The sequence below is a fragment of the Streptosporangium sp. NPDC051023 genome, assembly GCF_040689595.1.
GTDB lineage: Bacteria > Actinomycetota > Actinomycetes > Streptosporangiales > Streptosporangiaceae > Streptosporangium.
In genome coordinates this window covers 1-18,781 of the sequence record NZ_JBFBCE010000071.1, presented here as the reverse complement: position 1 = coordinate 18,781, position 18,781 = coordinate 1, and the positions used below count along the sequence as shown (strand labels likewise).

Sequence of the window (18,781 nt, the reverse complement as noted above, 5' to 3'; positions counted from 1 at the left end):
GACTGTACGCCTACTTAGCATGCTCTTGGAAGGAGGGAGTTCAGGAAGCGCGGCGCAGACGCCGGCAGAACGGCACGACGTCGCGGGTGCCGTCCTCGCGCTCGATCAGGACATTACGGGGGCCGCCGCCCGGCCCCCAACCGCACAGGACGGTGACCGGCTCGGCGGGATCCCGCCGACCCGACAGGCGATCACCGGGGTCGAGGTAGACCCGGCCGACCATGCTGCTTTTCCTACCGGCCACCCGAGCCTCCCAGGTTCCGCAGGGCGTGGGCGAGCGCGGCGACCTCGGCGGCGGCCTGCTCCTTGTAGGCGGCGCGGGTCACCACCTGGGGCGTTCGCCCACAGGAGGACGAGGTGGTGCCCGAGGCGGCGTGCTTCCACCCCTCGACACCCCAGGCGTAGACGGCCAGGCCGCACCTGCCGCATACGTGCTCACTGGGCTTTCGGGCCATCACCGGTCCCCCTGATCCGCATCGCTGACGGCCCGGCGCGGCGCGTCACCCAGGACCCGCACAACCCGGAAGGTGCTGCTGCCGCACTGGGCGTGGTGGGCGCACAGGTCCACCTCCTTGGAGGTCGGCTTCCCGCGCCGGGAGACGATGAGGCAACGCTTGTCGGCGTGACCGTGGCACTCATACGCCCGACACCAGGTGCGGCCCTGCGGGTCCACGCACGGACTCCCACAGGCCAAGCAGTTGATCACGAGGACTCTCCTTCCCGGGCTCGATAGGGGACGTAGGGACGGATGACCGCGGTCCGGCCGCGATTGTTCGTGAACTGCAGGTCACCGCTGTCGAGGGTGCCGGCGAAAGTGCCGGTCCCCCGCCAGCCGTCAACCAACTCCTGGGCGTGGTCGCGGGTCAGGGCGTAATTCGGATCGTGGCCCGGCCTGCCCCAGGTGAGCAGGAACTCGTAGTCAGGGGTCACCGGTCATCGCCTCCCGGTGCCAGGCGGTAGCTCTCGATGCACCCGCGCACGTGGCGGCGCAGCTCCTCGGCCTCCATGAAGTGGCCGTCGCTGCGACAGACACGCGCGCCGGGATTGCAGTAGCCGATCTGGCCGAGGTAGTAGTCCATCAACTCCGTGGCCGCGCTCCGGTCGCCGTTGTGCTGCTCCAAGGCGTCCCGGTTCTCCACCCCGAACAACCGCTCCCGATTACCCCGAAGGTCGGCGTAGCGAACCAGTAGGGTGCGTTCGACCAGCCCGGCGAGGTTGGTGCGCTCGCCGTCCTCGATCGCCGCGAGCGCCTGCATCCAGAACGCGGCCGGGGTGACCGGCTCCGGGCACGGGACCGGAAGGGTCGGCGCCGCCGAGCGCCCGGGGTGGCCGACACAGGGGGCCTCTCCGCTGTCGATGTGGATCCACCAGTCCGCGCTGCGCGGACAGTTGATGGACTGGCCGCACCACACGCACGGGTACGGCTTCCACGTGCCGCTGGCGGCGTCGTAGACGGTGACGAGGATGCCAGAGAGCCTGGTGCTGGACATGTGCCCCGCGCCGCGCTCGGCCTGCTGCAGGGTCTGGCATCCGGCGTACTTCTGCGTGGGGACGCCGGTGCGGCGGGTGCAGTCCTTGTCCCACGGGTTGGGGTCGATGTACTCGATACGGATGGGATAGGCGGTGGAGTCGCCGGGAATTTCCATGGAACCTCACATGATTGTACGGGTACTTAGAAACGTTTTCCGGGGAAAAGCCACCCCGCAGAAAAAGACCCCCACCGCGCGGCGCGCCGCGAAGATCCGAACTTTTGAACGACCCCGGGGGGTCCGGGCGGGGCGGGGTGTGCGCCCCGCCCCGCCTGGGGCTAGTCGCCCAGCCGCGTCTGGGTGATGGTGATCACCTGGTAGCCGTTGCGGCACCTGGTGACGGTGGTGCGGGGGGCGAGGGTCTCGACCATGAACGAGCCGAGGTGGTCGGCGATGCCGCCCTGGAACCGCTCGCTCACGTCACCCGCGCTCGTGTCGATGGTGATCGCGATGGCCGGTGCGCCCTTGCGGGTCACCCCCGCGATCCTGATGACGTCGTCGTTGAGTGCGGCGAGGTCGAGGATGTCGCGAACCTGGCTGGTGGGGATGGTGAGCATGGTGGCTCCTTCGGTCGTCGGTGTCGCCCTACACATTTACTGTACGTCTACTTAGCAACGGCGTCGAGAGGCTTCCGCGAAGTCCGCCCCGGAAAATCCTGCGCGCCGATCACGTGTGGACCACCACCCCGGGGGGCCCGACCCTATGGGGGTTCCGGGCCCCGTAGTGGCGCCAGCCGCCCCGCACGTACCCCGGGGCGGGGGCCCCGCCCCGGGGTACGGGGTGCCCCTACTCGGCGTCCAGGGCCCGCAGGAGCGGGGCGACGTCAGACACGAAACGGCGCATCCCGTCGTGCTTGGCGATGGCGGCCTCGTTGGCTATGTGCTGGCTGGTGACCGAGATCCCGAACCGGAGGAGCGCCTGAGTGATCATGTCGTGCGTGCGTCGCACGGCCTCGATCAGGGTCTGGCCGTCGTTCTGGTAGCTGGCCACGTGGTGCCACGGGTCGGCCTCGGCATCCTTGTGGATCACGGTGCGCATGGTGGAGACCAGGTCGCCGGGGGCTCCGGTCTTGACCTGCTCGGCGATCTCCTCGGCGAGCCGCGCGCGGACCGTGGTCTGGGCGTCGAGCGCGCGCTTCATGGTGGCGGTGAGGAAGGTCTCGGCGGTCTGGGTCTCGATGGTCTTCATGGTGCGCTCCTTGTGCCGGCGGGGGCGGCCGTTCCGCCCTCGCACTATTGACTGTACGGCCACTTAGCATCGACGTCGAGGGGCTTCCGGAAGTCCGCCCCCTCCGGGACGGGGAGACCCGTCCCGGAGGGGGCGGACGCCTAGGAGGCGGCTCGCAGGATCGGGGCGACGTCGGCAACGAAACGGCGTAGCCCGTTCTGGTCGGCTATCGCGACATGGTTGCTGATGTGGTCGCTGCTGATCGAAATGCCGTGCTGGATCAAGTACTCCATGGCCAACGTGTGGGCGCACCGAACGGCCTCGAACAGGGTCCGGCCGTCCTTCCGGTAGGAAGCCACGCGGTGCCACGGGGCGGCCTCGGCGTCCTTGGCGATCACCGTGCGCATGGAGTCGGAGAGGTCGTAGATGGTCCCCTTCTCGACCTGCTCGGCGATCTCCTCGGCGAGCCGCGCGCGGACCTTGGCCTGGGCGTCGAACGCGTGGTTCATGGAGGTGGTGAAGAGGGTCTCGGCGGTCTCGACGGGAATGGTGCTGGCCATGGGGTTCCTCCTTGGCGCCGGCGGGGGCGGCCGTTCCGCCCCACACCATTGACTGTACGGATACCTAGCATCTATGTCGAGGGGCTTCCGGAAACCTCTCGTGCGGGATCCGGAAGCCCCTGGGATTACAGCGGGAGGAGGAGCCTGAGGGGCACGTCGGCGGTCTGGATGGCCGTGCGCACCGTAGCGAAGAGGAGGGCCCTGGCGACCACGTCAACCGCCGAGGCGGCCGTGCGTGCCGTTACGAAGTGGGCTGCCCCCTCGACCAGGTGCCGCATCTCCGAACGACGCTGCACGCGTCGCATGGCGTTGCTCGCGTCCGCCTGCCGGTGTCCGCGGGCGAGCGCGGCCAGGTGGAGGGCGACGCGGTCCCGCCCAGCGGGGCCCCCCTCCGTCTCGGCGTCAAGGAGGACGGGCCCGCACAGCCACAGGCGGACCATGTCGACCACGTCGCCCATGCGGGGGCGCAGCCCCTCCCGGAACGCCTCGACGAGCATCGGCGCCAGGCGCTCGCAGACGCGGTCGCGCTCCTCGGCGGAAAGGGCCTGGGCGAGCCCCTCGGCGAAGTGGAGGAGGGCGTTCATGCCCTGGCTCTCATAGCCCCAGGGGAAGTCGATCCCCTCGGCACGCAGGGCTTCGACCGGGCTGGGGGTGGTCGGGATGCCGTTCATGGGGTTCCTCCTTGACGCCGACGGGGGCGGCCGTTCCGCTCCACAGCATTGACTGTACGTCTACTTAGCATCAAGGTCGAGGGGATCCGGGAAGAATCTTGGTCCGGAATCCGGGGCCCATACGCCCCGCAGTCGCCCCCGCGCACGCCCTCGCCACCATGGGGCCTCGTGCGCCCCCGTGTGGCCTACGGGCCCGCACGGTTGGCCGTACGGGGGCGGCCTGGGCGACCGATCACCCCGTAACGGTGATGGCCCCGGGGTCCGGCACGGTGCCGGACCCCGGGGCCAAGGATGCGGAACGGGCCCCCGGGGGTGTCGGGGGCCCGTTCGGGGTGCCCTATGCCGAGATGGCCGAGATGAGCGCGCAATCCGCACCCAGACCGAATGCCGTATTGAGCGCCCGCATGGCGTCGAGGGGGAGGTGGGACGGGACGGGCGGGAAGTTCTCCATGATCACCCGGTCGCTGCCGTCGAACGTGGCGACCACACGCGGGGTAGGGGTCCCGTCAACCGACACCAGCCGGAAGTCGTAGGCGCGCTCCCCGACCTCCAGGGGGGTGCCGTGCTCGTAGCCGCACGCAACGGCCTGGACGAGCGCCGCGGCGAGGTCGGTGGCAACAGCCGGGGTCAACCGCCGGCAGAGGGGCCCCGGGTTGGCCCCGCTTATGGAGTACGTCACGGTCGAGCCGTCGACCTCGAAGGCGATGTGTATGGGGGTGGTCCGACGGCCGAGGGTCATGGGGATGGTGATGGTGGTGCCGTTCACGGTGTAGGCGCCGGTCATGTGTTCCTCCTCGCGGTTCGGGGCGGGCCGTTCCCATCGCCCCACACCATCGACTGTACGGCTACTTAGCATCAAGGTCGAGGGGATCCGGAAAGAATCTCGCCCGTCGACAGAGGGCCGGTACGGCAAACGGGCCCCGGGAACCCCCCCCGAGGCCCGTTCACCGCGCCGTACCGCCTTCCGGGGCGGACGATCCGCCCCGCATCATCTAGGGATCCCGCAGGTTCCCGGGCGCCAGCCCCATGGTGGGGATGGCGCCCGGGGCCCACCTTCTAGGCGACCCTCTCCAGGTACGTGTTGGCCGCGGCGAAGAAGTCGTGATCGTAGAGCTCCTCACCGCCACGGTTCTCGATCAGGAGCGCCATGCCCAGGTGGCGCCTGGCCGTCCACGCCTCCTCCACCTCCCCCGCGGCCTTGCGGTCGCGTGCGTCGACCACGAGCTGGGCGGTGAGGTCGTCGAGGTCGGAGGCGCGGTTGGCCATGTCGATGTGGCACCGGGCTGCCTGCGCGCGGCTGGTGTTGATGGCCACGCGCTCGGTGCTGCCGTCCCTCTCGGCGTCGGCCTTCCAGTGCTCGGCCTCGGCGACGTTGGCCTCGAACATCTCGACGAGGGTCTGCAGGGTGGCGTTCATGTGTCCTCCTGGTGGTCCGGGGCGATCCGCTCGCATCGCCCAACAACATCTACTGTACTCCTACTTAGCATTTGCGTCGAGTGGAAGACGCAGATCCGTTCACACGCGACGCCACTCGGCCGCGCCCAGACCGGCGACACCCCAGCCGAGGGGGGAGGCGGCGCCCTTCCAGTAGCGCAGGACCATCCGTACGGCCTGCTCGCGGTTCCGCGCCTCGACGGGGACGTAGAACGCCTCCCCCTCCCCGCGCATGAACGCCTCGCGGTCCCGGTAGGCGACAACCGTCCAGCCCCGCGATCCCCTGGTGATGCCACCGATGGTGACCTCCGCCGGCACGGTACGGCCGTAGAAGCACGCCGTGCTGGGGTCGATGCTCACCAGGTACACCGGCGGCAGGCCGTGTCCGGGGTCAACGGGGGTGAGGGTCGCCGGACAGGGGGCGCCGATGGTGCGCTGGTCCGCCTTGCGGACGTCGGCGAGGGTGATTGGCGCGGTCGTGGTGGTGGTCACGGTTCCTCCCGGTGGCCCGTTCGTTTCCCTACATCAATTACTGTACGTCTACTTAGCGGCGGTGTCGAGGGGAACCCCCGACACCGCCGCCATGCACGTCAGGCCTTGACCTCGCGCCATCCGTTCCGGAGGGCCCCCGCACGCCCCGCCCGGTACGCCCGGTAGGCCTCGGCGTACTCCACGAATCGGCCACGTATCGAGCCGCCCAGCGATGCCCCGTTGGCAGCCCGTCGTTCGGTGGAGACGACCCACCTCCACGCCGTGCAGTGCTCGGTCACCGGCTTTACGGGCTCGTAGACCAGTTCGATCGTCCAGCGCTCCCCCTTGCCCTCGCACTCCATGACGGCTCGGACAGCCGCCTCGTTGGGGGCGGTCATTGGGTCCTCGTCGGGGATCGGGGCGAGGGTGGCCATGTAGGCGTCCTGCGCCGCGGGGGGCAGCTCCTCCCAGTCGATCGGCGACTCGAATCGCTCCCGGTCGGCCCTCGCGTCCGCCCCCATGCCGGCGAGGATCCGGGCGGCATCGGCCAGCGACTCCACCACCTCCCCCTCGTAGGAGATCGCGAAGTTGGTGTAGGACGCCCAGGTGAATCTGGCATCTTCGTCGTAGTAGGCCGTGAGGGACTTCTCTCCGTACCGGTAGGAGACGGCGTCCGCTATGGCGACGTCACACCTCATGCCGACGGTGCGAGCGGTACGGGAGAGGATGGCGCGATCGGTGGTCACGGGGGCTCCTTGGGATCATACGGGCCTGTCTTCCAACACTTTTACTGTACGCCTACTTAGCAACAGTGTCGAGGGGAATCCACAGCCGATCCGCAGAATCCTCCCCGCGCACGCCATCGGCCCGAACCCCAGCTGGGTCCGGGCCGATGGCGACCGGTCACTCCTCCGGCATGTCGACGTAGCCGCCGAGGGTTTCCCCGACGTTCCAGCCGTCCTCCTGGATCCAGGCCACCGTGCGCCCATTGGCGCCCTCGACCTCGAATAGCGTCTCGGTGTCGCCAGCGATGCCGTGGAAGCCGAGGGTCGCGTACCGGCCGGTGAGTCGCGCACCCTGGACCCCCTCCTTGCCCATGTAGATCTCGAATGCGATCTCGGCCTGCTGGCGGGTGGCGTTCACGGGTCCTCCTGGGGTCCGGCGGGGGCGGCCGTTCCGCCCCACATCATTGACTGTACGTCTACTTAGCAGTGTGGTCAAGTGAGCACGGGCCACGAACACCCCCCGCGTCACCCATCCCCCTCCACCTCGACCGCCTCCACCACCACCGACGGCCGACAAGCCTCCAACTCGGCCTGCAACTGCTCGGCAAGCTGATTGATCACCGCATGCTGCACCTGGATCGGTCCCCCATCGGCGCCGGTCACCTCCAACCGTTCCCGGGCCCATCCACGCTCTCGGAACTGCCGGGCCAACACATCGAGACCCAGACGACCGTCGGGGGGCGCATAGTCGCGCACCGTCTCCTGGGTGCCGTCCCGCAGCGTGCGCGTCGTCTCCCGCACCACCGCGCCTCCCATTGCCGCCTTCATCACCGATCCGGCCACCAGGCGCACCTCGACCTCGTTACGCGCGCGGTTAAGGTCATGCGCAAACTGCACGAGGGCGGGATCGGCGCCGGGTTGTTCGGCCTTCTGGAGCCACTGGTAGAAGGTGCGTTCGGCGACGCCTGCGGCACCGGCTGCTGCTTGGTAGGTGGCGCCGGCGCGCACGGCGTCGATGATGCGTTTCTGGGTGTCGGGGGTGAGTTTCGTTCTGCGGCCTCCGGGGATGCGTGGTGCGTCGTTCATGGGGGGAGGGTGGCCGCTGGGGGTGGTTAGTGTCCTGGGGTGGTCCGACCGGCATGCTCCCCGGGGGCCGCGGCGTGGTGCTACGGGCCCCCGGGGGCGGGGGTCAGGCGGCCGTGTGGACGTATTCGCCGATCGCGCTGGCGCGGACGTGGAGGGCGTATTCGACGTGATGCCGGATGGCGTCCTGGGGGGTGGTCTGGGGGCCTCCGAACGTGGAGCCCTGGCGGAGGGCCGTGGCGGCGTCGTAATAGATGAGCGTCCAGTTGCGGGGGTCGCGGGTGTAGATCGCGACCTGGGCAAGGGTGCCGTCGAGGTAGATGTTGACCCCGGACCAGAGGCAGAGCGGGTCATCGTCGGCGGCGAAGTGCTCGATCACCGCGGGATAGGTGGTGAGGAGGTCGTGCAGCGTGGCGGTGGTCATCTGGTCATCTCCCGTGGGCCGGGGGCAGGTCGTGTGATCTGCCGACACCTTAGACTGTACAGTCACTTAGCTAAGGTGTCGAGTGGAGACCTGCAGAAACGCGAACAGGCCCGCGGCGCGTGCCGCGGGCCCGTGGTGGTCGGCTACTCGTCGCCCCAGCACTCCTCGCAGGTGTCATCGGCCTGCCCGGGGTGGTCCGGACAGATCTTCTTGGCTTCGGCGTGCGGGTCTCCGTTCTCCAGGTCCTGGTCGTAGCGGTCCCGGTACCCCTGGGCCGCGGCCTTCGCCTCCTCCTCGCTGTAAATGCCGTCCTCGATGCATCCCTCGTCGTTGAACACGCCCCACTCGGTGACCATTAGTCGACCCACCAGTTCCCGCTGTTGCCGAGGGTGAGCATGGTCGGCTTGTGGAGCTTGCCGTCGCGCTCCTTGAACTCCGCGATGTCGCGCGCGTCCCGCTGGGGGTTGTCGGCGGGAAGGAGGCCCGCCTGTCGGAGGGCGGCAAGGATGGCGTGGCGCGTGACGATCGGCGTCACGCCGTTCTCCTCGCGGATCATGATTGCGATGTCGCCGACCTGGGCGCCGGGGCGGTGGATCGAGTTGAGGTGGTTTTCGCTGGTCATGGTGTCCTCCTAGGGTGGCCGTGCGGTCTGCCTGACACTTTTTACTGTACAGATACTTAGCTAGGATGTCGAGTGGAGGCCCACTGCAGGTCGCGACCTGGGCTGGGCAAGGGCCCCGCGTGACCCGTCTGGGCCGCGCGGGGGCGGACTCGTCAGGTCAGCCTGAGGAACTGGAGGTACAGGACGGGGGCGTCGTTCACGGCCACCGGGACGATCCCCTTGCGGAGGCGCTCGGCGACATCGGCGTTCGTCCCGGTGGCCGCGGCCTCCAGGAAGCGCTGCGCCAGGTCCCGCACCCCCGTGAGGTCGAGGACGGTGAACGTGTCGAGGGGGAAAGTGATGCCCACGTAGGGGGTGCCGTTCCGCACGCCGTACTGCTTGACTTCGACCTTCTCGCCGATGCCGTCGCGCAGGTTCATCGCGTCGAGGATCGTGTCGAGGTCGCCGGCGGGGAGGGAGAGGATGCTCATCGTTACTCCTGAAGTTAAGAGGGTGTCGCAGAAACATGAACGGGCCTGCGGTGCGTTCGGTCTACCTGGCCGGCGCCAGGTAGTCGCTCTCCCCCCGGCGGTTGACGTCGAGGTAGGTCTTCCTGACGTCGCCGAAGTCGACGGTGACAATCCACTTGGCTATCTGGGCCGCAAGGCGGGAGCAGTGGCATTCGCATTCGCAGTCGCTGCGGTGACCCCCGAAGCCGTCGGGGGGCGGAGTCATGTAGAGCCGGCAGAAGTTGCAGGCGAATGGCGGGGCGAGTTCGCAGGAGATCACGGTGCCGGACTCCAGGACCGTTGCGCCGGTGCGGTAGACGAGGCCGCGGGCGGCGTCGCCGGGCCGGTAGGGGGCGGTGGGGGGTGCTGGGTCATCATGTCCTCCGTGGAGCGGTTCCTATACATCTACTGTACGTCTACTTAGCAACGGGGTCGAGTGGAGCGTTCAAGATTCTCCGGAACGCGCTGGCGCCCCGGATCCGGCGGGATCCGGGGCGCCGCGTCGACATCATGCCCAGGTCTGCCAGGCCAGCCGGGGAATGCTGAGGGTGTCGATACCGCGACGGCACAGCTCGGCGTAGGAGATGAGGTGGTCCCATTCGTTCCAGATGACCTGGGTCATCTGGTAGGTGCGGCGCAGCTCCTCGTCGCCCTGCGCCTCGATCGCGCGGTGCCGCACGGCGTGCGTGCACATCTGGAACTGCGGCATGCCCGGGTTCGGGTTCTCGCAGAACCAGTTGCAGCGTCCGCACGCGTAGGTCTTGGTCTCCAGCTCGTCCTGGGCGGCCCGCAGCTCCTCCTTGGTCGGCTGGGTGATCCGGAGGGTGTCCTCGCGGTTCTCGTGGCGGGTCGCGAACTGGGCGATGAGGTCGATGGCGGTCATGTGGGCTCCTTGGGCTATGCGGGCCGAACGTCCTGCCTACAACACTTACTGTACGCCTACTTAGTGGAGATGTCGAGAAGGGCCGACAAGGCTTTCGACCGGGCGGGCTGGCCGGTCGCGTTGCGCTCGCGCCATGCCGCTCGATCCCGGTCGGCCCGGGCGGCGAAGTAGCGCTCCCCCTCCCCGGAGTTGGAAACCCCGGCGTCGATCATGTCGCCGAGGATCGCGGCGAAGCGCCACGGGGAGACGCTGACCAGGTAGGCGCGCTGGGTGCCGTCGATCCGGTAGCCATCGACGTGCTTACGCCACGCGAGGACCGCGGCGAAGCCGGGGGCCAAGGCCTCCTGACGGGCAGGGGCGTGGTAACCGGGCAGCGTGGCGGCAAGGGTGACCTGTTCGAGCATGTCGTCGACCACATCGAGACCGGCGCGGCGCCGGCGCGTACGGGGGCCGATGTGCAGGGTGGCGCGCAGGGTTGTGGCGAAGGTCTGGCCGGTGGTCACGGTTCCTCCTGGTCGACATGGGCGGTTCATTCGATCCGCCCGACACCTAAGACTGTACGGATACCTAGCGTAGGTGTCGAGCGGATCGGCGGAGCTGGGCCTGACGTCAGGGGACCTCGGGGTACTCCCTGCACCCGCAGGCGTAGATCGGCTCGATCACGAAGTAGGCGTTGTCGCGCATGCGGATCGAGTGGCTCTGGAGTTCCGCCCTGACGCCGAGCGCCTTGCCGTAGCTGGTGCAGCCGTCGGTGGTCGCCAGGGTGATGCGCTTGTCGCGGTCGCCCTCCGGGGTGATGGTCTGAACGATCCGGTAGCCGGTGGCGTCGTCGATGCTGTGCCGGTGTCCGCGGTTGTAGGTGCTGACGGTCATGGGTTCCTCCCGGCGATTCGCTCTCCCAACACCATTTACTGTACTCCTACTTAGCAAACATGTCGAGGGATCCCCGGAAAGATCTGCGGCGTGCGAACGCCCCGGCGCGTCACGCGCCGGGGCGTTCGGCTGGACGGGTCAGGACAGCATCCCGCGACCCTTGGCCATGCGCTCGCAGGTGCCGCACGTCGGCAGGCGCGCCAGGAGTGACCAGGGGTCGAGCTTGTCGGGGATGATCATGCGGACCGTGTGCCCCTCCAGGGTGTGGGTCTCGTCGTCGGGGTTGACGACGTGCCGGCGCTCCAGGCTGGTGGGGGTGATGGCGTATCGGATGGCGGTCACGGTTCCTCCGGTCAATCGGTGGCGGCCGGGGCGGTCAGGCCGCGGTGAGGTCGAACCTGGCGGCGATGGCGTCGAAGTCGATCCCCTCGACGATCGCGTGGATGTCGAGGTCTCCGTCCTCGTCGGTGGGGTAGTCGCCGAAGTTGGTGGCGCCGCGCGGGCCGATGAACTCGTTCCCGCACAGGGTGACGCCGGAGGGCAGGGCGTCGTTGATCGCGGTGCGCCAGGCGGCGGCGATGGCGTCAAGGTCGTAATCGTCGGCGTAGTCGCCGAGGGCGATCATGGCGGACTGTTCGACGGTCAGCTCGTAGCGGTAGACGCGCCGGTTCCAGCTGCCGTAGTCGGTGGTGATCATTGTTGCCTCCCGAGGTGTGGGTGAGCAGCTCAACCCATCCACACTATTTATGGTACGTCTACTTAGCGCATGCGTCGAGAGAAAGCCCGACCCTTCAGCGGTGCCGGTCGGCCCAGCGGGCGACCCGGGGGTGCCGGGGGTGGCCGACCGCGGGGGCCCGGTGCCGGTCCAGGTGGTCAACGAGGTCTTCCAGCACCCAGCCCAGGCGGGCCTCCTGGGAGATGGGCTCGTGCTGGTAGGGCGCCGATGCGTTGGTCAGGTCGTCGGGGACCTCGTCGAGGGCGTCACCCTCGTCGTTGACGTCGTCGCCACGGAAGGCGCCGGCGTGGATGTACACCCGAAACTGTCCGTCCTCGGTGGTGGCCCAGCCGAGCTGGCGGTTGTTGTCCGCGCGGCGGACGACACGGCGCCCGTACCCGTCCGCCCTGTTGACGACGACTTCGACGGTGATCTCGTTGACGGTGACCGTGCGCATTTTCCGCTCCCTGGAATGTCGTGGTGCCCTACATCTCAGACTGTACGGTGACTTAGCATTCATGTCGAGACGGGCGCCCAAGATTCTCTTTCGTGAGCGGGTCACTCGCCGGTAGGGGTGCACGTGCGGCAGGTCGCCTCCATGGTCGGGTAGGACACGACCTTGCGGGGGTTCCAGTCCGAGGACACCATCATGATCTTGGAGTTGTGGCCGCACGGATAACGCCAGATCGTGACGGTCAGCCCTTGGGCGACCAGCTCCTGGACGTGCTCGACAACCAGGGCGCGCCCTTCGGCGTCGAGCATGGCGTTGGCGTCGCCGTACTCGAACCAGACCTCACGCTTGCCGGTGTCGGGGTGGATCCACGAGCACCGGGTGCGCTCGGTGCGAACACGGAACGCCTTGCGGGGAACGCCGATGGCGCGCAGGGCCCGTATGACAGTGAGGGCCTGGGGGCTCACGCCCATGTCACTTCTCCCTTGACTGGTGGCGGTCGCGATGGCGGGCGAGCGGAACCGGGGCCCGTCGGCTACTTGCGGAAGTGCTCGGCGACGATGGCGCGCAGGGTGGCCATGGCCTCACGCTTGGACGCACCCACGTAGTCGCCGGGGTTCGAGCCGGACCCCATGACCCACCCGGAGTTGCTGTAGCCCTGGGCCCTGGTCTGGCGCTGCATGGTCGCGATGAGTTCCGCGTCGCTGTTCGCGGGGTGGTGGATCGTGTCGGCCAGGCTCTGGGGGGCGGCGGCCTTGACGGGGTCGGGGGTCCACATGGCCCAGACGATGGTGCCGAAGTCGACGTAAACCACGAAGTCGGCTTCGTAGGGCAGGCGTCCCCGCTCGGCGAGCCGGACGCAGCGGCCGTACCACTCGCTGCGGAGCAGTCGGGCGCCGGCGCCCTCGATGCGGTCCTTGCCGTTGCGGAAGACGTGGATACCGCCACCGACGTGCAGGTCTATGGCCTTGTCCGTCTTGAGGGTGACGATTCCGGTTCTTTCGATGTCGTCGCCGCTGCCGTCGAATCCGTTGTCTCGGGTCAGGAAGGTGAGCCGGTCGCCCTTCAGGACCTGGTCGAACTGGATGAGTTCGCCGGGGGTGGGGGTGGTCATTCGTCCTCCTTCGGTGAGGGCGGGAAGTCCTCCCGCCCAACACCATTTATAGTACTCCTACTTAGCATCGATATCGAGCGGTTAGGAAACATCCCCGCCCTGGGCGCCACAGGTGTGGCAGTAGTCGAGGGCGAGGGCGTAGGTCACCGTCTTGCGCGGGTTGCGGCAGGTGGAAACCATGAGGTCGCCGGAGTCGTGGCCGCAGTTGCCGCGCCAGATCGTGACGGTCAGCTCCTGGCCGACCAGCGCCTGGGTGTTTGCGACCGCCAGGGCCCGGGCCTCCTTGCCCCTGAAGGAGGCATGGGCGTCTCCGTGCTCGATCCAGGCTTCCCTCTGGTTGGTGTTGGGGTTGACCCAGGATCGGGGAATGCGCTCGGTTCGGATACGGAAGCCTTCCTGGGGAATCTCCAAGGCGAGGAGGATTCCAGTGAGGGCCTGCGCCTGCGGGGTGGTGGTCATGGGTGCCTCTCCGGGTCAACCTTCAATCTTCTTACATAATCTACTGTACGTCCACTTAGCGTTGATGTCGAGGGGCCGGAAAACAGAACGGGCCGCCCCGACGTCCGGGGCGGCCCGTTCTGTGTAGATCAGGTGTTGTGGATCGCGATGGTTGTGACACCGTCTCGGCGCCCCAGGGTGGCGTGGCCGGCAAGGGGGGCCATGTCGTGCCCGTAGCGGGCAAGCGCGGCGCGGAGCTGGTCGGTGGTCTGCAGGTCGCACCGGTCGACAGTGATCACTGTATCCGGGCGCTCGGTCTGCGCCGCGGGGGCTACGTTGAGCAGGTTGTGGGCTCCGGCGACATCCAGAAGGGTGTCGATCATGACGGAAGTCAGGGCGGGGGCAGTCACGGCATACTCCTTGTGCTACGGACGATTCATGGTGAGCAGGCGGGGACCGTCGCACTCCAGGATGATTATGGTGTGGAGGCCGGGGGCGAGGTCGGGGCGTAGGTCGGCGACGACGTCGGCCAGCGCCGCACCGAGGTCGCGCACGGCCTCGGTGAGAACTCCGCGGTGCAGGCAACCGCCGAGGGTCTCCTCACCGCAGACGCAGCCAGGGACGATCACCTCTTTCAAGGCCCAGGCGGCGGGGGCGTCGTGGACGGTGACCTCGATGAGGTCGACTGCACGGGGGGTCACGTCGAATCGTGCGCCGGCGGGGTGGGCGGGTAGGCGGGCCGCCTTGATCGCTGCGCCGATGGTGTCGGCCAGCTGCTTCTGGTCGGTGACCATATCGTCTCCTGGGGGTTCGAGGATGGGCCGCTCAGCTGATCCGACACGTTTATTGTACGCATACCTAGTATGCGCGTCGAGAGGAGAAAACGAAAACGGCCCGGGTCACCAGGCCGTTTCCCTATGCCGCGGCGCGATAACGGGCCAGGGCGTTGCCGATCGCGTCCACCACGCCCTGGTCGTGTCCACCGATGCCCCAGATGACGTCCCGGCAGGGGGACGCGCGCGGGTCGTTGAGGAAGTCGCGGGGGTAGAGGGCGGCGATCTGGTTGGAGTCGTGGCGGGTGAGGTCGCGGTAAATCATGATCCCCCACATGGGCTCGACCTCGGGGACGGTGTCGGGGTCGCCGAACATCTCGACGATCTCGTCGTAGCTGGCGGTGATGGTGCCGACCAGGTGCGTTCCGGCCGTGCTGACCAGGTGGGGGCGGGGGCTGGTGGTGCCGTCGGTTTCGATGGCGGCCATGATGATCTCCTTAGCAGTGGTGGAGGGTTCCGTCGGTCTCGTACGTGACGCCCCGGCAGAGGGTGACGGGTGTGCCGCACTCGCATTCGCCGTGAACCTCGTCGCCGCGGCTGATCGGCAGGTTGAGGCTGGTCATGGTGTTAATCCTTGGGTTCGTCGTGCCCGGCGGTCGATGTTTCAACACTTATGACTGTACGTCCACTTAGCAGCATGGTCAAGGAGAAGCCGGGGCCCCGCTTGCGCGGTAGGTGACCGCGATCTCGCCCTGAACGTTCAGGCTCACGGCGATCACTCCACTCGCCCCGGCCTTCCGTGCCGCCTCGACGACGTTGAGATAGCCGTAGTTGCTGGTGAGATAGAAGCTCGCGACACCTTCCTCGGGGTAGGCGTTACTCAGGTGGCCGCGCACCGTGGGATTGTCGGAGATCTCGCGCACCCTGCGCGCGAGGCGGGCGACGGCGCGCTGGGCGGTCCGGTATTCGGCGTCGGTCGGCTCCCGATCACTCATGATCACTTCTCCTGTGCGGCGAGTAGGAGGGCCGCGACCTTGCGGCCCTTGTCGGTCCAGCAGATCCCGAGGTAGGCGTCATACACGGTGGTGGTGCTGCCGTAGACGCCCGTGCGGCGGTAGGCGGGGCGCTCGGCCGTGCCGAACAATGCCTCGGCCAGACCGCGGCGCTCCAGGGCGCCTTCGGTGTGCCGTCCGGCGTCGAAGGCGCCGGCGAAGTTGTTCTCGGCTCCGTTCAGCAGGGCCTGGACCATGGCGGGCGACAGGTCGTGCTCCTGCACGATCTGCGCCGTGGTGGCAGTCGGGGCGGTCATGGTCAGTCCTCGGTGGTGTCGAAGCGGTACGGGGTGCCCACGGGCTGGGAGTGGTCGCTTGCCGCCCAGGCCTTCCAGGCGCGCTCGGTGACGTGGCGGACTTCGTAGCCGCCGCCGGGGTAGGTGTTGGAGCGTTCCAGGGCCTCGGCGCGGGCGGCGTAGGGGTCGGGGTGGCCGCCGCGGACCAGGGCCAGGCGGCCGTCGTGGGCGTAGATGTGCAGGACGTACATGGGCTCAGACACGGGTCCTCCTGTCGGCGGTGGATCACATCCTTGACGTAATTCACTGTACGTCTACTTAGCACACGTGTCGAGAGGAGATGGAAGAAGACACATGGCGCGTGCCGCCCGGCTGGGCGGCACGCGCAGTTGCTCAGCCGGCAGGCCTCTTCGGCGCCGGGGGACGCAGGACGCCCCGGGCGACGAGGGGCGCCTGCAAGGTCTCGGATCCGTGGCGGGTTTCCCCGTCAAAGTCGGTGTAGGTGTAGGCGATGAAGACCCAGTCGCCGGGCCGGTGGATGTAGCCGACCGTACGGGCCCGGCTCCACTCGTATACCCGGTCGTAGCGGACGCGAGTGGGGACGCGGATCACGTCGCCGACGGCGACGGCGTCCCAGGTGTCGGGTGTCCAGCCGTCGGGGATGGCGCGCAGGGCGTAGGCGTTCGGGCTGTCTTCGGTGAGGGCCTCCCAGCGCGTCCAGGTCGCCTCGGCCTGGGGCGTGCGTTCGGTGCGCGCCATGACGGTGCGGGCGCTGGCGGAGAGCATCGCGATGTCGGTGGGCAGGGGGGCGCCGTGCTGGAAGCGGACGCGGTCGGCGGGAATGTGGATCATGATTGCTCCGCCGTGGTCGAACACCTCGTGACGGAGGACCAGGACGGGGTCGCCGAGGACGTCGCCCTTCCAGAGGCGAACCATCTGGCCGGGGGCGGCCTCGGCGACGTCGAGCGGCTCGTAGCCTCCGGCCTGGGCCGCCGTGGCGCGGGCCGCGATGCGGTCCTGCCTGGCCTGCTCGTGGGCGGCGAACATGGCGCGGGTGTCCACGCAGTCGACGACCCGCTGGGCGGCCTCGGTGCGGGTCGACGCCATCAGGGGGCCCATTTCCCGGTCACCGGCGACGTGCCAGCCCCAGCCGCGGCCGAACTTGGAGACGGCGCCCAGGATGACGCCGGCGCGGATCACGTTGTAACCACCGTCGTCGTTGCGGGTGAAGGTGATTTGGTTGGCCGTTGTGGCGGTCATCGCGTCCTCCTGCGTGAATTGTTCTTACACATTTGACTGTACGTCTACTTAGCAACCATGTCGAGGGGAAGACGCAGACGGCCCGGGCAATCGCCCGGGCCGTCTGCGATGCGTTCAGGCGTCAGGGTCCTCCCAGGCCTGCAGCTGCTCGACGGGAATGACGTAGGTGCACTCCCACCCGGTGCCGGCGTCCTGGTGGCACCCCGGGTAGCCCTCCCCTTTCAGGTCGGCGCCGCAGGTAGGGCACGAATCGGGGAGTGCGGCGGCGTAGGCGTCGGCGGGGATCGTGAACAGGTGGAATCCGGTGGAGGTGTAGAGCGGGGCGAGGGCGCGGCCGTCGGGGGTGATGGCGACCTCCAGGACCTGGCGGGCCGGGAGGGTGCCGTAGCCGTCCAGGTGGACATCCTCGGTAAGGATGATCTGCCCCTGGTAGGTGGCCTGGTCGAGGGTGGCGTTTGTCATCACGGTCTCCGTAGGAACGGGGCCGGGCCCCGATCGGGCCCGGCGATCGGTTCAGGCGTCCGGGGACTGCGCGGCGCGCTGGAGGTCTTCCCACTCGGCCTCGGCGGCGAGGATCAGGGTCTCGATCTCGCCGGGCTTCAGCATGGGGTAGCCGTGCCGGCCGCGGTTCAGGGCGCGCCGCAGGACGCTGGTCGCCCACTCCCAACCGCGCTCGTCGATCAGCCGCTTGGACTTGGCGGCGGCCTCGGGGGCGACGAAGGGGCTGGCGGCGGCCTGCCTGCGGCCCTCGACGTCGAGGGCCGTCAGACGTTCGGGGGTGAGTGTGGTGCGCATCGCTTGCTCCGATCGCGTCGGGGGGCGGGGTCAGTGGCGGTGGTAGTAGGCGCTGACAACGGTGTCACGCTCGAACACGAAGACATGGAAGCCGAACTCGTGCTCGCGGCGGCGAGCCTCGCACAGGGCGAGGATTGCATCGCCGGTGGCGCGGGCGGCCGGGGAGATGAGGTCGGGGTGCAGGCATCCCTCGGGGGTCTGGGGTCCACAGGAGCAGCCGGGCACGATCAGGTCGTGGCGGGCCCATTCGGCGGGCGCCTGGTCGAGGTTGATGTCGAGGGTGTCGCCGTCGCGGCTGCGGACGCTGATCTTCAGGGCGTCGGGGAGGTCGCCGAGGGTGCCGGCGGTACGGGCGGCCTTGATGTCGGCGCGGACCTGCTTGGCGATGGTGGCGATGGTGCTGGACATGGTCGGGTCTCCTGGTTCCCCGGGGGGCGGGTCGCTCCTCCCGCCCCCCGGTTGGTCGTGGGGTGGGGTCAGACGGTGGGGGCGGGCAGCGAGCAGGTGTAGACGCGGAAGGCGATCTGCGTCTGGATGCCGGTCCCCGCGCCGCGGTCGTCGTAGCGGGAGAACCACACGGTGCCGGGGCGGCGCTCGTCGGTGAGGGTCAGGGTGTCCGCCGGGACGGACTGGTAGAGGGAGCCGTTGCCCATCTGCACGTAGCCCTCGCCGAGGTAGTAACCGCAGCCGGTGTCGCTGGTCTGCACGGTGCCGTCGAAGATGCTGCTGACGCGGCGGGTGACGCCGTCGGCGAAGTCGACGAAGTCGCCCTCTCGGAGGTCGGTGTTCAGGTCGAAGTTGGCGGCCCGGGTGGTGAGGGTCTCGCGGGCCTGCTCGTCGAGGTCAGCGGGGTCGTAGTAGCGCATTTGTGGGCCCTCCTTGGGGATCCGCTTTGCTTTACAGAATTTACTGTACGCCTACTTAGCATTGACGTCGAGAGGAAACCGCGGTCACCTCGAAGATCGTCCGGAGCATGACGGTTTCGCTCAAGGAGCGGGAGTTCATCCAGGCGGCCAG

At 68.5% G+C, this 18,781-nt stretch carries 40 protein-coding genes; all 40 read right to left on the bottom strand.

Annotated elements, in window-relative coordinates; genetic code table 11:
* Positions 1–40: 40 nt before the first annotated feature.
* The 40 genes from AB0395_RS34950 to AB0395_RS34755 all read right to left on the bottom strand — a co-directional run bounded on the left by AB0395_RS34950 (position 41) and on the right by AB0395_RS34755 (position 18,630).
* A complete protein-coding gene (locus AB0395_RS34950) occupies positions 41–244 on the bottom strand; it encodes a hypothetical protein (RefSeq protein ID WP_366288330.1) in 204 nt (67 codons plus the stop codon).
* A complete protein-coding gene (locus AB0395_RS34945; protein WP_366288328.1) occupies positions 234–455 on the bottom strand; it encodes a hypothetical protein in 222 nt (73 codons plus the stop codon). The genes AB0395_RS34950 and AB0395_RS34945 overlap by 11 nt, the downstream gene beginning before the upstream one ends.
* A gap of 247 nt (positions 456–702) precedes the next feature.
* Complete coding sequence (locus AB0395_RS34940; protein WP_366288326.1) at positions 703–930, bottom strand: hypothetical protein; 228 nt, start codon at positions 928–930, stop codon at positions 703–705.
* On the bottom strand, positions 927–1,646 hold the full coding sequence (locus AB0395_RS34935; protein WP_366288324.1) for a hypothetical protein: 720 nt from the start codon (positions 1,644–1,646) through the stop codon (positions 927–929). The genes AB0395_RS34940 and AB0395_RS34935 overlap by 4 nt, the downstream gene beginning before the upstream one ends.
* Positions 1,647–1,807: 161 nt before the next feature.
* A complete protein-coding gene (locus tag AB0395_RS34930; RefSeq protein ID WP_366288322.1) occupies positions 1,808–2,086 on the bottom strand; it encodes a hypothetical protein in 279 nt (92 codons plus the stop codon).
* Positions 2,087–2,315: 229 nt separating this feature from the next.
* Complete coding sequence (locus AB0395_RS34925; RefSeq protein WP_366288320.1) at positions 2,316–2,717, bottom strand: hypothetical protein; 402 nt, start codon at positions 2,715–2,717, stop codon at positions 2,316–2,318.
* 140 nt (positions 2,718–2,857) lie between these two features.
* Positions 2,858–3,256, bottom strand: a complete 399-nt coding sequence (locus tag AB0395_RS34920; RefSeq protein WP_366288318.1) for a hypothetical protein — start codon at positions 3,254–3,256, stop codon at positions 2,858–2,860.
* Positions 3,257–3,381: 125 nt separating this feature from the next.
* Entirely contained in the window at positions 3,382–3,927 is a 546-nt protein-coding gene (locus tag AB0395_RS34915) for a hypothetical protein (protein WP_366288316.1), read from the bottom strand.
* Positions 3,928–4,264: 337 nt separating this feature from the next.
* Positions 4,265–4,756 carry a hypothetical protein gene (locus AB0395_RS34910; RefSeq protein ID WP_366288314.1) on the bottom strand — a complete coding sequence of 164 codons (492 nt, stop codon included), beginning with the start codon at positions 4,754–4,756 and terminating at the stop codon, positions 4,265–4,267.
* A gap of 227 nt (positions 4,757–4,983) precedes the next feature.
* Complete coding sequence (locus AB0395_RS34905) at positions 4,984–5,343, bottom strand: hypothetical protein (RefSeq protein ID WP_366288312.1); 360 nt, start codon at positions 5,341–5,343, stop codon at positions 4,984–4,986.
* Between the two features lie 99 nt (positions 5,344–5,442).
* Positions 5,443–5,853, bottom strand: coding sequence for a hypothetical protein (locus AB0395_RS34900; protein ID WP_366288310.1), 411 nt, complete (start codon positions 5,851–5,853; stop codon positions 5,443–5,445).
* A gap of 98 nt (positions 5,854–5,951) precedes the next feature.
* The gene (locus tag AB0395_RS34895) at positions 5,952–6,578 is read right to left on the bottom strand and encodes a hypothetical protein (RefSeq protein WP_366288308.1); all 627 of its coding nucleotides are present in this window, start codon (positions 6,576–6,578) and stop codon (positions 5,952–5,954) included.
* Positions 6,579–6,735: 157 nt separating this feature from the next.
* The gene (locus AB0395_RS34890; RefSeq protein ID WP_366288306.1) at positions 6,736–6,975 is read right to left on the bottom strand and encodes a hypothetical protein; all 240 of its coding nucleotides are present in this window, start codon (positions 6,973–6,975) and stop codon (positions 6,736–6,738) included.
* A gap of 107 nt (positions 6,976–7,082) precedes the next feature.
* Positions 7,083–7,643, bottom strand: a complete 561-nt coding sequence (locus tag AB0395_RS34885) for a helix-turn-helix domain-containing protein (protein WP_366288304.1) — start codon at positions 7,641–7,643, stop codon at positions 7,083–7,085.
* A 103-nt stretch (positions 7,644–7,746) separates the two neighbouring features.
* Positions 7,747–8,064, bottom strand: a complete 318-nt coding sequence (locus tag AB0395_RS34880) for a hypothetical protein (RefSeq protein WP_366288302.1) — start codon at positions 8,062–8,064, stop codon at positions 7,747–7,749.
* A gap of 143 nt (positions 8,065–8,207) precedes the next feature.
* Positions 8,208–8,420 carry a hypothetical protein gene (locus AB0395_RS34875; RefSeq protein ID WP_366288300.1) on the bottom strand — a complete coding sequence of 71 codons (213 nt, stop codon included), beginning with the start codon at positions 8,418–8,420 and terminating at the stop codon, positions 8,208–8,210.
* Positions 8,420–8,686, bottom strand: coding sequence for a hypothetical protein (locus AB0395_RS34870; protein ID WP_366288298.1), 267 nt, complete (start codon positions 8,684–8,686; stop codon positions 8,420–8,422). Before AB0395_RS34870 ends, AB0395_RS34875 begins: the two co-directional genes overlap by 1 nt.
* A gap of 152 nt (positions 8,687–8,838) precedes the next feature.
* Positions 8,839–9,156 (bottom strand): hypothetical protein, encoded by a 318-nt coding sequence (locus AB0395_RS34865; protein WP_366288296.1) that lies wholly within the window; start codon positions 9,154–9,156, stop codon positions 8,839–8,841.
* 61 nt (positions 9,157–9,217) lie between these two features.
* Positions 9,218–9,454, bottom strand: coding sequence for a hypothetical protein (locus AB0395_RS34860; RefSeq protein WP_366288294.1), 237 nt, complete (start codon positions 9,452–9,454; stop codon positions 9,218–9,220).
* A gap of 228 nt (positions 9,455–9,682) precedes the next feature.
* Complete coding sequence (locus AB0395_RS34855; protein ID WP_366288292.1) at positions 9,683–10,057, bottom strand: hypothetical protein; 375 nt, start codon at positions 10,055–10,057, stop codon at positions 9,683–9,685.
* Positions 10,058–10,113: 56 nt separating this feature from the next.
* Positions 10,114–10,560 (bottom strand): hypothetical protein, encoded by a 447-nt coding sequence (locus AB0395_RS34850; RefSeq protein WP_366288290.1) that lies wholly within the window; start codon positions 10,558–10,560, stop codon positions 10,114–10,116.
* A 106-nt stretch (positions 10,561–10,666) separates the two neighbouring features.
* Positions 10,667–10,930, bottom strand: coding sequence for a hypothetical protein (locus tag AB0395_RS34845; RefSeq protein WP_366288288.1), 264 nt, complete (start codon positions 10,928–10,930; stop codon positions 10,667–10,669).
* A 138-nt stretch (positions 10,931–11,068) separates the two neighbouring features.
* Positions 11,069–11,272, bottom strand: coding sequence for a hypothetical protein (locus tag AB0395_RS34840; RefSeq protein ID WP_366288286.1), 204 nt, complete (start codon positions 11,270–11,272; stop codon positions 11,069–11,071).
* Between the two features lie 34 nt (positions 11,273–11,306).
* Positions 11,307–11,627 (bottom strand): hypothetical protein, encoded by a 321-nt coding sequence (locus AB0395_RS34835; RefSeq protein ID WP_366288284.1) that lies wholly within the window; start codon positions 11,625–11,627, stop codon positions 11,307–11,309.
* A gap of 94 nt (positions 11,628–11,721) precedes the next feature.
* Positions 11,722–12,102, bottom strand: a complete 381-nt coding sequence (locus tag AB0395_RS34830; RefSeq protein ID WP_366288282.1) for a hypothetical protein — start codon at positions 12,100–12,102, stop codon at positions 11,722–11,724.
* Positions 12,103–12,203: 101 nt separating this feature from the next.
* Positions 12,204–12,569 (bottom strand): hypothetical protein, encoded by a 366-nt coding sequence (locus AB0395_RS34825; protein ID WP_366288280.1) that lies wholly within the window; start codon positions 12,567–12,569, stop codon positions 12,204–12,206.
* Positions 12,570–12,631: 62 nt separating this feature from the next.
* Positions 12,632–13,210 carry a hypothetical protein gene (locus AB0395_RS34820; protein WP_366288278.1) on the bottom strand — a complete coding sequence of 193 codons (579 nt, stop codon included), beginning with the start codon at positions 13,208–13,210 and terminating at the stop codon, positions 12,632–12,634.
* 81 nt (positions 13,211–13,291) lie between these two features.
* Positions 13,292–13,669 carry a hypothetical protein gene (locus AB0395_RS34815; protein WP_366288276.1) on the bottom strand — a complete coding sequence of 126 codons (378 nt, stop codon included), beginning with the start codon at positions 13,667–13,669 and terminating at the stop codon, positions 13,292–13,294.
* 128 nt (positions 13,670–13,797) lie between these two features.
* Positions 13,798–14,058 (bottom strand): hypothetical protein, encoded by a 261-nt coding sequence (locus tag AB0395_RS34810; RefSeq protein WP_366288274.1) that lies wholly within the window; start codon positions 14,056–14,058, stop codon positions 13,798–13,800.
* A gap of 15 nt (positions 14,059–14,073) precedes the next feature.
* Entirely contained in the window at positions 14,074–14,442 is a 369-nt protein-coding gene (locus tag AB0395_RS34805) for a hypothetical protein (RefSeq protein WP_366288272.1), read from the bottom strand.
* Between the two features lie 121 nt (positions 14,443–14,563).
* Positions 14,564–14,908 (bottom strand): hypothetical protein, encoded by a 345-nt coding sequence (locus AB0395_RS34800; RefSeq protein ID WP_366288270.1) that lies wholly within the window; start codon positions 14,906–14,908, stop codon positions 14,564–14,566.
* 10 nt (positions 14,909–14,918) lie between these two features.
* Entirely contained in the window at positions 14,919–15,044 is a 126-nt protein-coding gene (locus AB0395_RS34795; RefSeq protein WP_366288269.1) for a hypothetical protein, read from the bottom strand.
* A 78-nt stretch (positions 15,045–15,122) separates the two neighbouring features.
* The gene (locus tag AB0395_RS34790) at positions 15,123–15,416 is read right to left on the bottom strand and encodes a hypothetical protein (protein WP_366288267.1); all 294 of its coding nucleotides are present in this window, start codon (positions 15,414–15,416) and stop codon (positions 15,123–15,125) included.
* A gap of 2 nt (positions 15,417–15,418) precedes the next feature.
* Positions 15,419–15,730 (bottom strand): hypothetical protein, encoded by a 312-nt coding sequence (locus AB0395_RS34785; protein WP_366288265.1) that lies wholly within the window; start codon positions 15,728–15,730, stop codon positions 15,419–15,421.
* 2 nt (positions 15,731–15,732) lie between these two features.
* Positions 15,733–15,972 (bottom strand): hypothetical protein, encoded by a 240-nt coding sequence (locus tag AB0395_RS34780; protein WP_366288263.1) that lies wholly within the window; start codon positions 15,970–15,972, stop codon positions 15,733–15,735.
* Between the two features lie 130 nt (positions 15,973–16,102).
* Positions 16,103–16,969, bottom strand: coding sequence for a hypothetical protein (locus tag AB0395_RS34775; RefSeq protein ID WP_366288261.1), 867 nt, complete (start codon positions 16,967–16,969; stop codon positions 16,103–16,105).
* A 114-nt stretch (positions 16,970–17,083) separates the two neighbouring features.
* Positions 17,084–17,431 carry a hypothetical protein gene (locus AB0395_RS34770; protein ID WP_366288259.1) on the bottom strand — a complete coding sequence of 116 codons (348 nt, stop codon included), beginning with the start codon at positions 17,429–17,431 and terminating at the stop codon, positions 17,084–17,086.
* 51 nt (positions 17,432–17,482) lie between these two features.
* Positions 17,483–17,764 carry a hypothetical protein gene (locus tag AB0395_RS34765; protein WP_366288257.1) on the bottom strand — a complete coding sequence of 94 codons (282 nt, stop codon included), beginning with the start codon at positions 17,762–17,764 and terminating at the stop codon, positions 17,483–17,485.
* Between the two features lie 30 nt (positions 17,765–17,794).
* Positions 17,795–18,172 carry a hypothetical protein gene (locus tag AB0395_RS34760; protein WP_366288255.1) on the bottom strand — a complete coding sequence of 126 codons (378 nt, stop codon included), beginning with the start codon at positions 18,170–18,172 and terminating at the stop codon, positions 17,795–17,797.
* A 68-nt stretch (positions 18,173–18,240) separates the two neighbouring features.
* The gene (locus AB0395_RS34755; protein WP_366288253.1) at positions 18,241–18,630 is read right to left on the bottom strand and encodes a hypothetical protein; all 390 of its coding nucleotides are present in this window, start codon (positions 18,628–18,630) and stop codon (positions 18,241–18,243) included.
* Between the last annotated feature and the right edge of the window lie 151 nt (positions 18,631–18,781).

Bases quoted from the DNA above. Each gene is read 5' to 3' on its own strand.
- AB0395_RS34945 (WP_366288328.1), bottom strand. From the start codon at position 455: ATGGCCCGAAAGCCCAGTGAGCACGTATGCGGCAGGTGCGGCCTGGCC.
- AB0395_RS34935 (WP_366288324.1), bottom strand. From the start codon at position 1,646: ATGGAAATTCCCGGCGACTCCACCGCCTATCCCATCCGTATCGAGTAC.
- AB0395_RS34930 (WP_366288322.1), bottom strand. From the start codon at position 2,086: ATGCTCACCATCCCCACCAGCCAGGTTCGCGACATCCTCGACCTCGCC.
- AB0395_RS34925 (WP_366288320.1), bottom strand. From the start codon at position 2,717: ATGAAGACCATCGAGACCCAGACCGCCGAGACCTTCCTCACCGCCACC.
- AB0395_RS34920 (WP_366288318.1), bottom strand. From the start codon at position 3,256: ATGGCCAGCACCATTCCCGTCGAGACCGCCGAGACCCTCTTCACCACC.
- AB0395_RS34915 (WP_366288316.1), bottom strand. From the start codon at position 3,927: ATGAACGGCATCCCGACCACCCCCAGCCCGGTCGAAGCCCTGCGTGCC.
- AB0395_RS34905 (WP_366288312.1), bottom strand. From the start codon at position 5,343: ATGAACGCCACCCTGCAGACCCTCGTCGAGATGTTCGAGGCCAACGTC.
- AB0395_RS34885 (WP_366288304.1), bottom strand. From the start codon at position 7,643: ATGAACGACGCACCACGCATCCCCGGAGGCCGCAGAACGAAACTCACC.
- AB0395_RS34880 (WP_366288302.1), bottom strand. From the start codon at position 8,064: ATGACCACCGCCACGCTGCACGACCTCCTCACCACCTATCCCGCGGTG.
- AB0395_RS34875 (WP_366288300.1), bottom strand. From the start codon at position 8,420: ATGGTCACCGAGTGGGGCGTGTTCAACGACGAGGGATGCATCGAGGAC.
- AB0395_RS34870 (WP_366288298.1), bottom strand. From the start codon at position 8,686: ATGACCAGCGAAAACCACCTCAACTCGATCCACCGCCCCGGCGCCCAG.
- AB0395_RS34865 (WP_366288296.1), bottom strand. From the start codon at position 9,156: ATGAGCATCCTCTCCCTCCCCGCCGGCGACCTCGACACGATCCTCGAC.
- AB0395_RS34855 (WP_366288292.1), bottom strand. From the start codon at position 10,057: ATGACCGCCATCGACCTCATCGCCCAGTTCGCGACCCGCCACGAGAAC.
- AB0395_RS34845 (WP_366288288.1), bottom strand. From the start codon at position 10,930: ATGACCGTCAGCACCTACAACCGCGGACACCGGCACAGCATCGACGAC.
- AB0395_RS34835 (WP_366288284.1), bottom strand. From the start codon at position 11,627: ATGATCACCACCGACTACGGCAGCTGGAACCGGCGCGTCTACCGCTAC.
- AB0395_RS34830 (WP_366288282.1), bottom strand. From the start codon at position 12,102: ATGCGCACGGTCACCGTCAACGAGATCACCGTCGAAGTCGTCGTCAAC.
- AB0395_RS34825 (WP_366288280.1), bottom strand. From the start codon at position 12,569: ATGGGCGTGAGCCCCCAGGCCCTCACTGTCATACGGGCCCTGCGCGCC.
- AB0395_RS34820 (WP_366288278.1), bottom strand. From the start codon at position 13,210: ATGACCACCCCCACCCCCGGCGAACTCATCCAGTTCGACCAGGTCCTG.
- AB0395_RS34815 (WP_366288276.1), bottom strand. From the start codon at position 13,669: ATGACCACCACCCCGCAGGCGCAGGCCCTCACTGGAATCCTCCTCGCC.
- AB0395_RS34805 (WP_366288272.1), bottom strand. From the start codon at position 14,442: ATGGTCACCGACCAGAAGCAGCTGGCCGACACCATCGGCGCAGCGATC.
- AB0395_RS34800 (WP_366288270.1), bottom strand. From the start codon at position 14,908: ATGGCCGCCATCGAAACCGACGGCACCACCAGCCCCCGCCCCCACCTG.
- AB0395_RS34795 (WP_366288269.1), bottom strand. From the start codon at position 15,044: ATGACCAGCCTCAACCTGCCGATCAGCCGCGGCGACGAGGTTCACGGC.
- AB0395_RS34790 (WP_366288267.1), bottom strand. From the start codon at position 15,416: ATGAGTGATCGGGAGCCGACCGACGCCGAATACCGGACCGCCCAGCGC.
- AB0395_RS34785 (WP_366288265.1), bottom strand. From the start codon at position 15,730: ATGACCGCCCCGACTGCCACCACGGCGCAGATCGTGCAGGAGCACGAC.
- AB0395_RS34775 (WP_366288261.1), bottom strand. From the start codon at position 16,969: ATGACCGCCACAACGGCCAACCAAATCACCTTCACCCGCAACGACGAC.
- AB0395_RS34770 (WP_366288259.1), bottom strand. From the start codon at position 17,431: ATGACAAACGCCACCCTCGACCAGGCCACCTACCAGGGGCAGATCATC.
- AB0395_RS34765 (WP_366288257.1), bottom strand. From the start codon at position 17,764: ATGCGCACCACACTCACCCCCGAACGTCTGACGGCCCTCGACGTCGAG.
- AB0395_RS34760 (WP_366288255.1), bottom strand. From the start codon at position 18,172: ATGTCCAGCACCATCGCCACCATCGCCAAGCAGGTCCGCGCCGACATC.
- AB0395_RS34755 (WP_366288253.1), bottom strand. From the start codon at position 18,630: ATGCGCTACTACGACCCCGCTGACCTCGACGAGCAGGCCCGCGAGACC.